The following is a 14007-nucleotide window of genomic DNA, read 5'->3' on the forward strand; positions in this document are numbered from 1 at the left end:
TCACGGCGGGCCGGCCTTGTACCCGACGCCGCGAACGGTCAACACCACCTCGGGGTGTTCCGGATCCTTCTCGACCTTGGAGCGCAGCCGCTGGACGTGCACGTTCACCAGCCGGGTGTCGGCCGCGTGCCGGTAGCCCCAGACCTGCTCGAGCAGCACCTCGCGGGTGAACACCTGGCGCGGCTTGCGGGCCAGCGCCACCAGCAGGTCGAACTCCAGCGGGGTCAGCGGGATGGCCTTGCCCTCGCGCGTGACCTCGTGGCCGGGCACGTCGATCGCCAGGTCGCCGATCGTGAGCGACTCCGCCGGTTCGGCCTCGGTGCGGCGCATCCGGGCGCGGACCCGGGCGACCAGCTCCTTCGGCTTGAACGGCTTGACGACGTAGTCGTCGGCGCCGGACTCCAGGCCGAGGACGATGTCGACCGTGTCGCTCTTGGCGGTGAGCATGACGATCGGTACCCCGGACTCGGCGCGGATCGCCTTGCAGACGTCGATCCCGTTCATCCCGGGCAGCATCAGGTCGAGCAGGACGAGGTCGGGCTTCAGTTCACGCAGCGCGGGAAGCGCGCGTGAGCCGTCGGCGACCACCGCCGTGTCGAACCCCTCCCCACGGAGCACGATGGTGAGCATCTCCGCGAGTGCAGGGTCGTCGTCGACCACGAGAACACGTGCCTTCATGACCACATATTCGCACTAGTTCCGACGCCCGTACGCGCGACCCGCGTGTTTGACCACCAGAAAGATCAAGATCGGCACGGGTCCCTGCTCCATCCGGGTGCCCCTGGACGGTCCGTGAAGGCCGCCTTCAGGGACTCCGGGTCCCTCAAGGTGACCTTCACGGACCTGCGGGAAGGGCTCAGGGGGTGACGGCCGGGACCGGCGCGTCGACGAAGACGACGCCGTCCTCGACGACCACGCGGTGCGTCCGCACGGCCTTCTTGGCCGGCAGGCAGGTGGGCGCGCCGGTGCGCAGGTCGAACCGGGCGGCGTGCAGCGGGCACTCGACGAAACAGCCCTCCAGCCAGCCGTCGGCCAGCGATGCGTCCTGGTGGGTGCAGGTGTCGTCGACGGCGAAGAAGCCGGCTTCGGTGTGGAACACCGCGATCGGGACGGGCCCGTCGAGGCGGCGGGCTTCGCCCTCGGGCAGGTCGGTGACGGCGCAGGCGCGGATCATCAGGGCCTCCGGAAACGACTGGCGGGATGCCGGGACGGTTCGTGAAAGTTGCGCATTGCGCGACGCTGCGCTTCTTGCGCAACAATCCGGTCCGACGGGCGGCCACGTCAAGAGATTCGCCCACTCAGCCGATAGGGAGTGCGCAAAACGGATAGTGTTGCGCTATGCGGAACCAGGACTCGGGCAACGCAACTCAGAGCCAGGTGCAGTCGGTCGACCGGGCGATCAGCGTGCTGGAGCTGCTCGCCCGCAACGGCGAAACCGGCATCACGGAGATCGCGGGCGAGCTGGGCGTGCACAAGTCGACGGCGTCGCGCCTGCTCAGCGTCCTGGAGTCGAGAGGCCTGGTCGAGCAGCTCGGCGAACGCGGGAAGTACGCGATCGGCTTCGGCATCGTGCGGCTGGCGGGCGCCGCGACCGGGCGGATGGACCTGGCGAAGCTCGGCCGCACCAGCTGCCTGAGCCTCGCCGAGGAGCTCGGCGAGACCGTGAACATCGCCATCGCCGACGACGGCGTCGCGATCAACATCAGCCAGGCCCGCGGCGCCGCGGCGATCACCACGCAGAACTGGACCGGCCAGCGGACGCCGCTGCACGCGACCTCCAGCGGCAAGATCCTCTTGGCGTACATGGCCGAAGCCGAACGCAAGCGGGTGCTGAAGCGGAAGCTGGAGCAGTACACGCCGCGCACGACCGTCGAGCCGGACGAGCTGATGACCGAGCTGGAACGGATCCTCGAAGACGGCTACGCGGCCTGCTACGAGGAGTTCGAACTCGGCATGCACGCGGTCGCGGTGCCGATCCACGGCCCGGGCGGGGACGTCGTCGCCGCGATGAGCGCGTCGGGCCCGTCGTACCGGCTCTCGAAGCAGCGGGTGAAGCAGATCGTGCGGCCGATGGCCGAGGCGGCGGACGACCTGTCCGCGCAGCTGGGCTACTTCAGGGACTAGTACAGCCGGGCCATCGCCCGGATCGTCCTTCCCATGTGCGCCACCAGTTCCGCGGGTTCCAGGACCTGCGCGTCCGCGCCGAGCCGCAGCAGTCCGGCGGCGGCGTGCGGGACGCTCTCCAGCGGGACGGTCGCGCGCCGCCAGCCCTCGGCGTCCGCGGGTTCGAGCGTGTGCGAGACGAGCCGGGCCGCCTTCGGGCCGAGGATGTCCGGCAGGGCCGCGATGCCCGCCGGCGAGAGGCGGACGACGGCCGTCTCGTCGATGTCCGCGGCTTCGTACCGCTCGACGTGCGCCCGCCAGAACTCCGCGAGGTCGAAGGCGTCGGGCCGGATGACCTGCTCGTCGAGCGGCGTCAGGGCCACGATGTTCGTGACGCGGTAGGTGCGCGGCTCCGACCGCCCGGCCGCGACGAGGTACCAGACGCCGGCCTTGAGGACCAGGCCGAGCGGGTGCAGCCGCCGCGTCACGACGCCGGGGCGCGGTGACCAGCGGCGGTAGCGGACCTCGACGACCTGGTCCCGCCACAGGGCTTCCGCGGCGGCGAGCAGCTGCGGCACCGGGTCCGCTTCGCGGTACCAGCCGGGCGCGTCGAGGTGGAAGCGCTGCCGGATGCGGGTCGAGGCGTCCCGGTACGGCGTCGGCAGCGCCGCCGTCAGCTTCAGCTCGGCCGCGGCCACCTGGGCGCCCAGGCCCAGCTCGGCGGCGGGCTGCGGCAGCCCGGTGAGGAACAGCGACTCGGCTTCGTCGGCGGTCAGGCCGGTCAGCCGGGTGCGGTAGCCGTCCATCAGCTGGTAGCCGCCGCTCGGGCCGGGCTCGGCGTAGATCGGCACGCCCGCCGCGGCCAGCGCCTCGACGTCGCGGTAGACGGTCCGGGCGGTCACGCCCAGCTCGGCGGCCAGGCGCGACGCGCTCATCCGGCCGCGGTTCTGCAGCAGCAGGAGCAGGGACACCAGCCGGCTCGCTCGCACCCGCCGGAGTCTGCCAGCCACCACTGACAGAAGGTGTCAGTGGTGGCGCCCCAGGATCGCCGTCATGAACGACTTCGACTTCCTCCACGGCTCCTGGACCGTCGTCAGCCGGCGGCTCAAGACGATCTTCGCCGGCAGCGACGACTGGGACGTCTACCCCGGCACCACCACCTGCCGGACCCTCTTCGAGGGCGGCGGCAACACCGAGGAGATCCGCTTCCCCGCTCGCGGCTTCCGCGGGTTCACGCTGCGCCTGTTCGACGTCGAGCGGAAGGAGTGGTCGATCTACTGGGCCAACGACCGCACCGGGGTGCTCCAGCCGCCGGTCGTCGGCACCTTCGCCGACGGCCGCGGCGACTTCTACGGCGACGACGTCCACGAGGGCCGGCCGATCAAGGCGCACTACCTCTGGTCGGGCACTGCGGGGCCGTCGCCGCGGTGGGAGCAGGAGTTCTCGGCCGACGGCGGGAAGACCTGGGAATCCAACTGGGTCATGGAGTTCACCCGGGCCGGAACCGGCACCTTTTCGGGCGCTTGACAGCAAGTCGCGCATGACGCACGTTGTTGCCGAAGACGCAACTTTGCCCGGAGGGATCCCGCGATGGCACAGCCCCGGGTGGTGGTCATCGGCGCCGGCCTCGTCGCCTGCGCGCTCGCCGACGAGCTGACCGAACGCGGCTGGACCGACGTCACGGTGCTGGGCGGCGGCGACCGGCCCGACACCCCCGGGCTCGTGTTCCGCACCGACGCGGACCGCACGCTGACGGAGTTCGCGAAGTACACCGTCGCGAAGTGCAGCGGCCTCACGCTCGACGGCCGGTGGTGCTTCAACCCGGTGGGCAGCCTGGAGCTCGCGACGACGCCCGAGCGGCTCGTGGACCTGAAGCGGCGGCGCGGCTGGGCGACGTCGTGGGGCGTGCGCGGCTTCCTGCGCGCGCCCCACGAGTGCGCCGACCTGCACCCGCTCCTCGACGAAACCCGGGTCCTGGGCGGGTTCCACGTCCCCGGCGACGGCCTCCTGCACGCCGGGCACGCGGCCGAAGCCCAGGCCCGGCGGGCCGCCGGGCGGGGCGCGAAGTTCCTCGACGACGACGTCGTCGCGATCGACCGCGCCGGCGGGCGCGTCACCGGCGTCGTCACGGCTTCCGGGCGGCTGCGCGCCGACGTCGTCGTGTCGTGCGCCGGCGCCGGCGCGCTCGTCGGCCTGGCGGTGCCGCACCTGCCGCTGCCGCACCGGTACGCGCGGACGTCGCCGCTGGCGGAACTGGCCGGGCACAACGACGACCACGCGCAGGCGGGCAAACCCGTGCTGCGCCACCACGACCGCGCGCTCTACGTCCGCGAGCACGTCGACCGGCTCGGCGTCGGCGCGCTCGACGTCGATTCGGACGAGTTCGACGCGGCGTGGGAGGCGGCGGCCGCGCTGCTGCCCGCGCTCCGCGACGCCAAGGCCGAGACCGTCTCCACCGTGACGCTCCCGGGCACGCCGGACGGGCTGCCGCTGCTGGGCGAGCACCCGGACCTCGAAGGCTTCTGGGTGGCCGAGGCCGTCCGGGACGAGCACTCCGCCGGGGTCGCGCGCGAGCTGGCGCGCTGGCTGGTCGACGGGCAGCCGGCGCTGGCCGTCCACGGCTGCGACCTGGCCCGCTTCGACCGCGTTTCGGTGCGGGGCCGCCGGTTCGCCGAGGTCCACGAGATCGTGCACCCGCTGGATCCCCGGGAAGCACTGCTGCGCAGCAGTCCCTTCGCCGAGCGGCAAACCGGGCTGGGCGCGCACTTCCTGCCGTCCGGCGGGTGGGCGCGGCCGCAGTGGTACCAGGCCAACGCGGACCTGCCCGGCGTCTCGGCGCGCACCGGCTGGGCCGCGCGGCACTGGTCGCCGATCGGGAGCGCGGAGGCGCTCGCGGCTCGCGAGCGCGTCGCGATGTTCGACCTGACCGCCGGGCCGCGGCTGGCGGTCACCGGCCCGGGCGCGCTGCCGTTCCTGCAGGCCATGACGACCGGCGACCTGGCCGGGCCGCCGGGCTCGGTCACCCGCACGCTGCTGCTGAGCGAGGACGGCGGAGTGCGCGGCCAGGTGACCGTGGCCCGGCTCGGCGACGAACGGTTCCACGTCGGCGCCACCGGCCGGGCGGACTTCGACTGGCTGCGGCGCCACCTGCCGGGCGACGGCGCCGTGCAGCTCCACGAGACCACACCCGGCACCTGCTGCGTCGGCGTCTGGGGGCCGCACGCCGACGACGTCCTACCGGAACTGTCCACAACGGACTGTTCGGCCGAGGAGACCTACGTGGACGACGTCCCGGTCGTCGCGTTGCGACTGTCCACCGTGGGCGTTCCCGGCTGGGAGCTGCACGCCACGGCGGATGTGGGCCGCCGGCTGTGGGACACCCTGCGGGCGCGCGGGATCGTCGCCGCCGGGCACCAGGCGTACACCAGCCTGCGGCTGGCGGCCGGGGTGCGCGTGCCGGGCGTCGACGTCACCACCGAGCACGATCCGTACGAGGCCGGGCTCGGGTCCGCCGTCCGGCTGGACAAGGGCTACTTCCTCGGCCGCGACGCGCTCGCCGGCAGGTCCGAAGCCACCGTGGGCCGCCGGCTGACCCGGTTGCGCGTCGACGGCGTCGTGCTGGGCAAGGAGCCGGTGTACGTCGAGGGCCGCGCGGCCGGGTACGTCACCAGCGGGGACGAATCGGTCGCCTACGCCTGGCTCCCGGTGGAGTACAGCGTGCCGGGGACGCGGGTGGAGATCGAGTACTTCGGCACGCGCGTTCCCGGGAGGGTCACATGACGCACTACGACGTGATCGTGCTCGGCCTCGGCGGCATGGGCAGCGCCGCCGCGTACCGGCTGGCGCAACGTGGGCAACGGGTGCTCGGCCTCGACCAGTTCGCGCCGGTGCACCACCTCGGGTCGAGCCACGGCGGTTCGCGGATCACGCGCCAGGCCTACCTCGAAGGCCCCGAGTACGTGCCGCTCCTGCTGCGGGCCCACGAACTGTGGGACGGCCTCGAGCGCGACAGCGGACGCCGGCTGTTCACCCGCTGCGGCGGGCTCATGGTCGGCACGGCGGCGTCGCGGACGATCACCGGGAGCGTCGCTTCGGCGGAGGCGTTCGGTGTGCCGCACGAACTGCTCGACGCTCGTGAAATGCGCCGCCGGTACCCGACGACGTCTCCGGCGCCGGACGAGGTCGCGCTGTACGAACCGGGCGCCGGGCTGGTGTCACCCGAGGGCAGCGTCGCCGCGCACCTGCAGCTCGCCGCGCGGTGCGGCGCCGAACTGCACCACGAGGAGAAGGTGTTCACCTGGAGCACCACGGCCGGCGGCGTGCGCGTCGGGACGTCGCACAACTACTACACGGCCGACCGGCTGGTGCTGTGCCCCGGCGCGTGGGCCGGCGAGCTGCTGCGCGACCTCGGCGTCGCGTTCACCGTACGGCGGCAGGTGCAGTTCTGGTTCGCGCCCTCGGGTGGAGTCGAACCGTTCCGCCGGCACCCGGTCTACATCTGGGAAGGCGACGGCTACACGTTCTACGGCTTCCCCGCGCACAACGCGGCGGGCGACGGCGTGAAGGTCGCGTTCCACAGCGGCGGCCGGCCGTGCACACCCGACGGCCTCGACCGGACGGTGACCGACGCCGAGGTCCACGAGATCGCCACGGTCGTCAAGCGCCACCTGCCGACGCTGCCCGGCGCGTTCCTCCGCGCGGTGACGTGCATGTACACCGACACCGCCGACGAGAGCTTCGTGCTGGCCCCGCACCCGGCCGAGGAACGGGTGCTGCTGGCGTGCGGCTTCTCCGGCCACGGCTTCAAGTTCGCGCCGGTGGTCGGCGAGATCGTCGCGGACCTGGTCGTCGACGGGACGACCGCGCACCCGATCGCCCAGTTCGACCCGGCGCGCCTGCTTTAGGCGAGCAGGGTCGCGGCGAGGGCTTCGAGGTCGACGCCCGCGACGCCGTCCAGGACGTGCCACGGTGAGAACCAGCCCGCGGCGGCCAGCTCGTCGTACACCGCCGCGCAGCGCCGCTGGAGGCCGTCGTCGGTCTCGAAGGCGTCGCGCTCGCGGTCGGTCTCGGCCGCCGCGCGGCGTTCGGCGCGTTCCGCCGCGACCGACGCGGCGACCCGCAGCAGCAGGTGCGCGTCCGGGTGCGGCAGGCCGAAGCGGTCGACCTCCAGCTCCCACACCCACTTCACGACCTCGCCGGCCGCGTCCTGCCCCAGGCGCGCGGCCGCGTACGCGGCGTTCGAAGCGACGTACCGGTCGAGGAGGACGACGTCGTGCGCGTCACGCAGGGCGCGGATCTCGTCCGCGGCACCGCTGCGGTCCAGCGCGTAGAGCACGGCCATGCCGTACACCGAGTCGGCGAGGTCGCCGTGCCCGCGGTGCAGCGCCTCCTTGACGAGGTCCGCGTGCACGCTCTCGCCGTACCGCGGGAAAGCCAGCTTCGCCACGCTCGCGCCCTTGGCGCGCAACGCGTTCGTCAACCCCTCGGTCAGCGTGCGCTTGCCCGCGCCGTCGAGTCCTTCGATGACCACCAGTCGCCCCATGGGCGTCACAGTAACGGTGGTGGACCGGCGGGCTCGGTGGAAGGGGATCGACGCCGAGCCCGCCGGTACGACTAGGCGGTCGTCCGCCGCAGGTGCAGCACGTAGTACCCCGCGCCGCTGACCAGGAGGACGCCGGCCAGGATCAGCAGCGGGACCCAGCCGGTGTCGTTGCTGGACGGTGCCGGGCCGCCGTCGCCGCGGGGCATCACCGAGCCCGTGGCTCCGTAGCCGCCGGCCTCGCCGTCGCGGTCGTAGGCCGAGCCGGGGAGCTTGTCCGCGTACTTCGCCCCGACCGCCCGCTGGTAGTCGGCGAGGCTCAGCGCCGCACCGCCGGCGAGCGGCGTGACGCGGCCGTCGCCGACCGCGTACCAGGCGTCGACCTGCGGTTCGTGCAGCAACTGGGCGCCGGCGGGCAGCTTGCGGGCGAACGACGTCTCGACGTCGCCCGAGGCGATGTTGCCGACCTGCCAGGCGCCGTCGTCACCGCGGACCGACCAGAGCGTCGCGGTCCGGCCGTCGGAAGCCTGGACGGGCACGGCGAAGTAGGAGAACGCGCCCGGCGCCGCACCCGGCGTGCCGACGACGAAGTCCGGGGACAGGTCGTAGACCGGGTAGGCGTCCGGCGCGATCCGCACCGAGACCGGCGCGGCCGACGCGCCGGGCGCTTGGGCGAAGAACCGGACCAGGGTGTCCTGGAGCCCGGGCGCGGCGGCCGCGCTCCGGGCCGCCGCGGCGTCGGCGCTGCTGATGCCGGCGGCCTGGGCCGCGCCTGACACCGGTGCCGTCATCAGCAGCGCCGCGCCGGTCAGCACGGCGAGCACCAGCGCCCGCCTGCTCATCGGGTGATCCCCGTGAGCGTGTGCGTCCAGGTGAAGGACGAATTCTGCGTGTAGTAACCGTAGGTCGACCAGTTGTAGCGCTTGGCCGGCCCCGGATCACCCCAGTACACCCAGTCGCCGCTGGTGTCGTAGCCGTAGAGGACGTGCGTGTGGCCGCCGCCCGAGCGGTAGCCGACCCGGGTCTCGACCGGCCGGTTCGCGGCGGTCTGCGTCCGGATCGAGGCGTAGGGGATGCGGCTGTCGAGGTAGCGACCGGGCGAGGTGAACCCGAGCCGGGCGAAGGCGCGTTGCGGGTCGGCGAGCGTGCCCGGCAGGTTCGCGCAGTCGGTCCCTGTCGTGTTGTGAGCCAGCTGACAGAAGCGCGTCTGGCTGACGGTGACGCCGTGGTAGGCCGCGATGGTGTTGCCCGACGCCGCCCAGCACCACTGGGTCCGCTGCTGCGCCTGCATCGAGATCTGGTTCCGGACGCTCGACGGCGTGCCGGACGCTGCGGCGGTGGCCGGCACGACCAGGCACAGCGCCAGGCTCACCGCCAGTGCGGTGTGGACTCTGCTCGACTTCACCAGCACGGACGGCCTCCTGCTCGAACGTGGGCGAACCAGCGGTGGTCACCACGGTGAACAACGCCATCACCCGGAGCAAGAACGCCATCTGGAGGAACGGACCGTTCCGGGGGGTAGCCGGAACGCGGAACAGTCACCATCACGTGGCCAACCACCCTGAACGGGGGTCGGCACGCCCACTCTACGCTGCTAACGTGAACGTTCCGCGGTGTTCACGCCCAGCGCACACACTGGTCGGGTGAAGGGACGAGCGGTGGTACAAGACGGGAACCTTCCACTGATCATCGATGGCGCCCGGGCGACCCGGGCATCGGTCGCCGAACTGCCGAAAGAGCTGACCGAAGCGCTCCGGACCGGCGAATTCCACCATGCCTTGAGACTCGCGATCGCCTACCGCGGCCTCTCGCTCGCCCGGCTGCGCGCGCACCTCGCGCTGCGCGGGGTCCAAATCGGACAGTCGACGCTGAGTTACTGGCAACGCGGGCTGCGTCAGCCCGAAGTGCCCAAGGCACTGCCGGCGGTCCGGGCCCTGGAATCAGTCCTCCAGCTGCCCGCGGACGCCCTCGTGGTCTTGATCGGCCCGCGACTGGTCCGCCGCGGCCACCAGCCGGCGGCGTCGTTCCACGACCTCCGTTCCGGTGACATGGGGTCGATCGTCGAGGACCTGCTCGCCGAGCTCGGCGCGTACCCCTCGTCGAACCACTACAACGGCGACCTCGAGCTGCTGTCCGTCCACGACACGATCACGTTCGACGCCGAGCACCGCCAGGTCAGCCTCCGGACCCGCCTGGTGACGCGAGCGCGCCGGCACGGCCCGGACCGCTACCTGACGGTCTACAACGGCGACCCGGGCTGCCGGATCGACGACGTCGAGCTGATCACGGACGAGGGCTGCCGGGTCGGCCGGATGCGCCGCAACCCGGACGCGGACACGATGGCGACGGAGCTGCTGTTCGACCGCAAGCTCGCCGAGGGCGACATCCACGTGTTCTGCTTCGAGGTCCGCGACGACTCGGGTTCGGCGTCGCCGGGCTACTACCGGATGCTGCGCGACCGTTGCGCGAGCTACCTGGTCCAGCTGAGGTTCGACCGCAACGCTCTCCCGGCCCGCTGCACCCGCCAGGTCCGCGCCCGCGACGACGCCCTGCCGGTGGTGGCGGAGGAGCTGGCGTGCGACATGGGCGGCGTGAGCAGCGCGTTCTTCAACGACGCGGGTCCGGGGTTGGCCGGAGTCGCGGTGGAGTGGAACTGATTGGCGCAACGCCCCGCCGAATTGAACGGAATTTGATTACCCTGCGAGTACACGATTCACTCGAATGGGTGAAGAGTGTGTTTGAGCACAACTACTCCGGGACGGGTCCCGGGATCGGCGTTTAAAGTATTGCCTTCCAGTCGGGGGAGACTGGACGGCAAGGAGAAAAGTGCCAGAAAACCTCTCCACCACACTCGGCGCACTGGTGGAAGCACAGGTCACCGACGCCGGAGGACCACCGTCGCCGGTTCTGGTCCTCGAAGGAACCGGTGGCTCCGGCCGTTCCACGGCGTTGCGGAAAACGCTGGAGGAATACCAGGAAAAGACGCCGACAGCACTGGTTCAACCGCACGACAACGGCGAACCCGCGGATTCCGCTGTGCGCGGCGTCCTCACCGCCGTAATGCTCGGTCTCACCCCGGGAATCCGCGGTTACGACGTCAAGTTCCCGCGCACGGTGATCGCGCAGATCGTCCTCAGCGAAGACTTCTCCGGGCTGACCGCGGCCGCGGCGCTGAGCCGGCTGAAGGTGGTGCTGGCCGCCTACAGCGAGCCCGCCGCGGTGACCAAGTTCGTCGTCGGCCTGGTGGCCGCCGGTGGAGAACTGGCCGCGAACCAGGCCGCCCCACCCGTCGCCGCGGTCACCTCCGCGATCGCGAAGCAGGTGGCCGCGGGCGTCCTGGCGGCCCTGCGCAAGCGGGCCTGGCAACGGCAGATCTACTGGGACGGCCTCGTGGCCTGGTTCGGCCACCAGGACAAGGGCTTCCGCTACAACGCCGCCCAGATCCTGATCGACCTCAGCAACCGGGCCCGCAGTGACCGTGCCGACCTGCGCGAAGGAGTGACCGACCTGCTGGTCGCGGCCCTGCTCGCGGACCTGCGGCACAGCTGGGAGTCGGCCCGTGGCACCGCACCGAACGTGCTCGTGCTCATCGACGACGCCGACCTGCCCGGCCCGTCGGCCTTCATCGGCTCGCTGCTCCGCGTCCGGGCCGGGCTGGCCGCCACGCGCGCCGCCCTGCCGGACCCGGTGAACGTGGCCGTCGCCTCCGCCGGCGCGCTGGCCGACGTGCTCACCGCGGACACCGGCTGGGCGGGTGGGGCAGGCCCGTCCCGGCCGTGGGTGCGGGTGCCGGCCGCCGACCTCGGCCAGGAGGAGGTCTGCCTGCTGGCCCAGAGCTTCGACTGGGGTGGCGGACGCCGGTACGGCTTGATCACCCACCACCTCACCCACGGCCACCCGGAGGGGACGGGCATCGTCCTGCGCGCGCTCGTCGCCGCGCCCGAACTGGCCGACGACCTCGACGGCCTGCTGCGCCGCCGCGGACCGGGCGACGTCCCGATCGAACACCGGCTGCTGGAACCGTTCGCCCGCGGCCTGAGCGCGCGCAAGGACGTCGACGAGCCCCAGTTCGAGGCGCTCGTGACCCTGTCGGGTGCCCGTGATCGGCGCGAAGCCGACGGGCTGCTCCCGCTGCTGCCGCACCCGATCGGCATCGGCTCCCCCGTGTTCACGTCACCGACGTTGTGGTCGCCGCCGGGAGCGGACGGCGGCCGCCTGCACCCACTGGCCCGGTACGTCGGCCTGCGGCTCCTCGCCGCCCGCGACGACCCGGCGACCGGCTGGACGGCGGTGTTCCGGAAGCTGCGGGACCGCGCCGGGCCCGACGACCCGGCCGGCCGGCTGCACCACGAAAGGCTGCTGAGCGGCAAGGAGGTCGTGGCCAAGGAGCTGGCCGGCCTCCTGCGGGAGCTGCGGGCCGCGGACTGGCTGACCCTGCTCGACGAGGTCACCGCCACCCCGGACCCCCGGGAACGGGACTTCGCGGCCGTCTGCGGTCCGAAGCAGCCCGCGACTCCGGTGGACCACATCGTCGTGCTGCTCGGCGTGTTCCCCGCACTCCACGACCCGTGCCTCACCTCCGCGTGGAATCGCAAGACCCTGCAGACCCTCGCCTCGCACAGCCTCACCCACCTGGCCGGGTACGGCGACGAGCGGCCGCCGTTCCTCATGTGGCCCCGGCGCTGACCGCCCCACCTCCCGGAAGGACCCCACCTTGCCCTCGCGTTACCGCTGGGTGGTCGTGCCCCGTGCCGACCGCTTCCCGAAACTGTGGATCGACTGGCTCCGGCTCGGGCTCGTGGTCCTGCTGGCCGTCACCGCCACCGGCGTCGTCGTCTTCCGGCAGGACCTCGGCCGGCTGGCCACCTGCAACGACGGCTGGCCCGGTACCGCCGCCTGGTCCGCCGCCGGCGAGTGCGTCGGGTTGTCCGACGGCTCGTACGCCTTCGGCCTCGACCGGTTCGCCCCGGTGCTGCAGACGATCGACCACCAGAACGACGCGGCCGCCGACAGCTGTGACCCGGACGGCACGCCGGTGACCGTCGGCGTGCTGGTGACCATGACCGACCGCTACACGGGCGGCCGCGCGGTGCACGAGCTCGAAGGCATGGCGGCGGGTCAGCGCCACGCCAACGGCACCGGCTGCGTGCACCCGATGCGGCTGGTGGTCGCGAACATCGGCGCGTACGGCCCGGACAGCGAAGGACTCGACGTCGCGCAGGCACTCGCCGACCGGCCGGACGTCGTCGCGGTCGTCGGGATGGGCCTGAGCCAGGAGCAGGCGGCCCGGACCGCGGACCTGTTCGCCGGCGCGAAGATCCCGATGGTGTCCGACGTGATCACCGCGGAGGGCTTCGACCAGACAGGCTCGCGCGAGGACCAGCCGCAGTTCGACTCGTGCGACCCGGACATCACCTACCAGCACGGGATCGGGCGGGACTACTTCTACCGCGTCGCGTACCGCAACCGGGTGCAGATCGACCGGCTCGCCTCCGTCGTGACCGCGCGGCCGGACTTCGTCATGGTGCCCACCGGCGGTTCCGACCCGTACACCTGCACCGCGCTGCCGATGGTGCAGCGCCGGTTCGGCGGCGACGTCACGGAGGTGAAGTTCGACGCCGACGAGTCCAGCACGGTGCTGCAGACGGCGAGGCGGATCTGCGGCACGGCCAAGGACGTCACCGTCGTGTACATCGCCCGCGGCAGCGACCTGGCCCGGCTCTTGTTCAGCCTCGACGAGGCGTTCGGCAGCGGGCAGTGCGCGGCGACGTCGGTGGCCGTGGTGAGCACCTCGGACGGCCAGCGGCTCCGCGCGGTCGAGGACAACCCGATGCTGGAGGACCTGCGGGTCCGCGCCCTGCGGTCGGCGAGCTTCGCCACCGGCAAGGTGCGCCTGCTCACGACGCTCGTCTCGGGCGCCGACAAGAAGCGCCCGGACAACCCCGGGTTCGCCGATCTGGAGGAGTCGTTCACCGGCGCCGGGTTCGACCTGGCGGACATCGACGACGGCTGGGCGGTCAACGCCTACGACTCGACGGTCACGGTGTCCGAAGCCCTGCGCACCCTGCCGGCCGCGAAACCGGTCCAGCGCAGCCAGGTGAACACGGCGATCAGCGGCTTCTCCGCGGCGGGCCAAGCGGTCCGCGGCGCGGGCGGCATGATCACGTTCGACAACAGCGGCAACCGGGCCGACGCCGGCCCGCCCGTGGTCCGGGTCTGCCCCCTGCCACCGGCGACCGGATCCCGCCCGGCCCGCACGACAAGCGTGCCGGCGGGCCCGGGAGACCCGGCGACCTGCTGACCGGGCCTCCGGGGACGTGCCGCCGGTTTCCCGCCGGCGGGACACGAGCTACGCGGGTCCGCCG

Annotated in this window: 13 protein-coding genes; 7 read left to right on the forward strand and 6 right to left on the reverse strand. The window is 72.5% G+C overall.

Going from position 1 to position 14007, the window contains the following annotated elements; genetic code table 11:
* On the reverse strand, window positions 1-678 hold the full coding sequence (gene mtrA / locus OHS58_RS29850; protein ID WP_005150760.1) for an MtrAB system response regulator MtrA: 678 nt from the start codon (window positions 676-678) through the stop codon (window positions 1-3).
* 178 nt (window positions 679-856) lie between these two features.
* Complete coding sequence (locus OHS58_RS29855; RefSeq protein ID WP_326944285.1) at window positions 857-1174, reverse strand: bifunctional 3-phenylpropionate/cinnamic acid dioxygenase ferredoxin subunit; 318 nt, start codon at window positions 1172-1174, stop codon at window positions 857-859.
* 164 nt (window positions 1175-1338) lie between these two features.
* Here OHS58_RS29855 and OHS58_RS29860 point away from each other — a divergent pair, with 164 nt between their 5' ends.
* A complete protein-coding gene (locus OHS58_RS29860) occupies window positions 1339-2124 on the forward strand; it encodes an IclR family transcriptional regulator (protein ID WP_326944286.1) in 786 nt (261 codons plus the stop codon).
* On the opposite strand, the gene OHS58_RS29865 is transcribed toward OHS58_RS29860, so the two are convergent.
* A complete protein-coding gene (locus OHS58_RS29865; RefSeq protein ID WP_328644751.1) occupies window positions 2121-3092 on the reverse strand; it encodes a helix-turn-helix transcriptional regulator in 972 nt (323 codons plus the stop codon). The two genes, OHS58_RS29860 and OHS58_RS29865, sit on opposite strands and share 4 nt — an antisense overlap.
* A 64-nt stretch (window positions 3093-3156) precedes the next feature.
* Between OHS58_RS29865 and OHS58_RS29870 the strand changes: the two genes are divergently transcribed.
* The 3 genes from OHS58_RS29870 to solA all read left to right on the forward strand — a co-directional run bounded on the left by OHS58_RS29870 (window position 3157) and on the right by solA (window position 7007).
* Window positions 3157-3630, forward strand: a complete 474-nt coding sequence (locus OHS58_RS29870) for a hypothetical protein (RefSeq protein WP_326944288.1) — start codon at window positions 3157-3159, stop codon at window positions 3628-3630.
* A gap of 63 nt (window positions 3631-3693) precedes the next feature.
* Window positions 3694-5883, forward strand: a complete 2190-nt coding sequence (locus tag OHS58_RS29875; RefSeq protein ID WP_328644752.1) for an FAD-dependent oxidoreductase — start codon at window positions 3694-3696, stop codon at window positions 5881-5883.
* The gene (solA, locus tag OHS58_RS29880) at window positions 5880-7007 is read left to right on the forward strand and encodes an N-methyl-L-tryptophan oxidase (protein ID WP_328644753.1); all 1128 of its coding nucleotides are present in this window, start codon (window positions 5880-5882) and stop codon (window positions 7005-7007) included. Before OHS58_RS29875 ends, solA begins: the two co-directional genes overlap by 4 nt.
* Here solA and OHS58_RS29885 read toward each other — a convergent pair.
* The 3 genes from OHS58_RS29885 to OHS58_RS29895 form a co-directional block, all read right to left on the reverse strand.
* Window positions 7004-7645 (reverse strand): dTMP kinase, encoded by a 642-nt coding sequence (locus OHS58_RS29885; protein WP_328644754.1) that lies wholly within the window; start codon window positions 7643-7645, stop codon window positions 7004-7006. The genes solA and OHS58_RS29885 overlap by 4 nt on opposite strands.
* 71 nt (window positions 7646-7716) lie before the next feature.
* Window positions 7717-8484 carry a hypothetical protein gene (locus OHS58_RS29890; RefSeq protein WP_326944292.1) on the reverse strand — a complete coding sequence of 256 codons (768 nt, stop codon included), beginning with the start codon at window positions 8482-8484 and terminating at the stop codon, window positions 7717-7719.
* Window positions 8481-9053 (reverse strand): papain-like cysteine protease family protein, encoded by a 573-nt coding sequence (locus OHS58_RS29895; protein WP_326957958.1) that lies wholly within the window; start codon window positions 9051-9053, stop codon window positions 8481-8483. Before OHS58_RS29895 ends, OHS58_RS29890 begins: the two co-directional genes overlap by 4 nt.
* A gap of 247 nt (window positions 9054-9300) precedes the next feature.
* Between OHS58_RS29895 and OHS58_RS29900 the strand changes: the two genes are divergently transcribed.
* The 3 genes from OHS58_RS29900 (at window position 9301) to OHS58_RS29910 (ending at window position 13943) form a co-directional block, all read left to right on the forward strand.
* Window positions 9301-10299, forward strand: a complete 999-nt coding sequence (locus tag OHS58_RS29900) for a hypothetical protein (protein ID WP_326951655.1) — start codon at window positions 9301-9303, stop codon at window positions 10297-10299.
* Window positions 10300-10468: 169 nt separating this feature from the next.
* Entirely contained in the window at window positions 10469-12328 is a 1860-nt protein-coding gene (locus OHS58_RS29905; RefSeq protein ID WP_328644755.1) for a hypothetical protein, read from the forward strand.
* Window positions 12329-12356: 28 nt separating this feature from the next.
* Window positions 12357-13943, forward strand: coding sequence for an ABC transporter substrate-binding protein (locus tag OHS58_RS29910; protein WP_328644756.1), 1587 nt, complete (start codon window positions 12357-12359; stop codon window positions 13941-13943).
* Window positions 13944-14007: the final 64 nt, after the last annotated feature.

The sequence above is a fragment of the Amycolatopsis sp. NBC_00348 genome (assembly GCF_036114655.1).
In the GTDB taxonomy this organism is placed as follows: domain Bacteria; phylum Actinomycetota; class Actinomycetes; order Mycobacteriales; family Pseudonocardiaceae; genus Amycolatopsis.

What these genes read in the sequence shown, in the direction of transcription:
- mtrA (WP_005150760.1), bottom strand. Translation starts at nt 678, where the DNA reads ATGAAGGCACGTGTTCTCGTGGTCGACGACGACCCTGCACTCGCGGAG.
- OHS58_RS29855 (WP_326944285.1), bottom strand. Translation starts at nt 1,174, where the DNA reads ATGATCCGCGCCTGCGCCGTCACCGACCTGCCCGAGGGCGAAGCCCGC.
- OHS58_RS29860 (WP_326944286.1), top strand. Translation starts at nt 1,339, where the DNA reads ATGCGGAACCAGGACTCGGGCAACGCAACTCAGAGCCAGGTGCAGTCG.
- OHS58_RS29870 (WP_326944288.1), top strand. Translation starts at nt 3,157, where the DNA reads ATGAACGACTTCGACTTCCTCCACGGCTCCTGGACCGTCGTCAGCCGG.
- OHS58_RS29875 (WP_328644752.1), top strand. Translation starts at nt 3,694, where the DNA reads ATGGCACAGCCCCGGGTGGTGGTCATCGGCGCCGGCCTCGTCGCCTGC.
- solA (WP_328644753.1), top strand. Translation starts at nt 5,880, where the DNA reads ATGACGCACTACGACGTGATCGTGCTCGGCCTCGGCGGCATGGGCAGC.
- OHS58_RS29885 (WP_328644754.1), bottom strand. Translation starts at nt 7,645, where the DNA reads ATGGGGCGACTGGTGGTCATCGAAGGACTCGACGGCGCGGGCAAGCGC.
- OHS58_RS29890 (WP_326944292.1), bottom strand. Translation starts at nt 8,484, where the DNA reads ATGAGCAGGCGGGCGCTGGTGCTCGCCGTGCTGACCGGCGCGGCGCTG.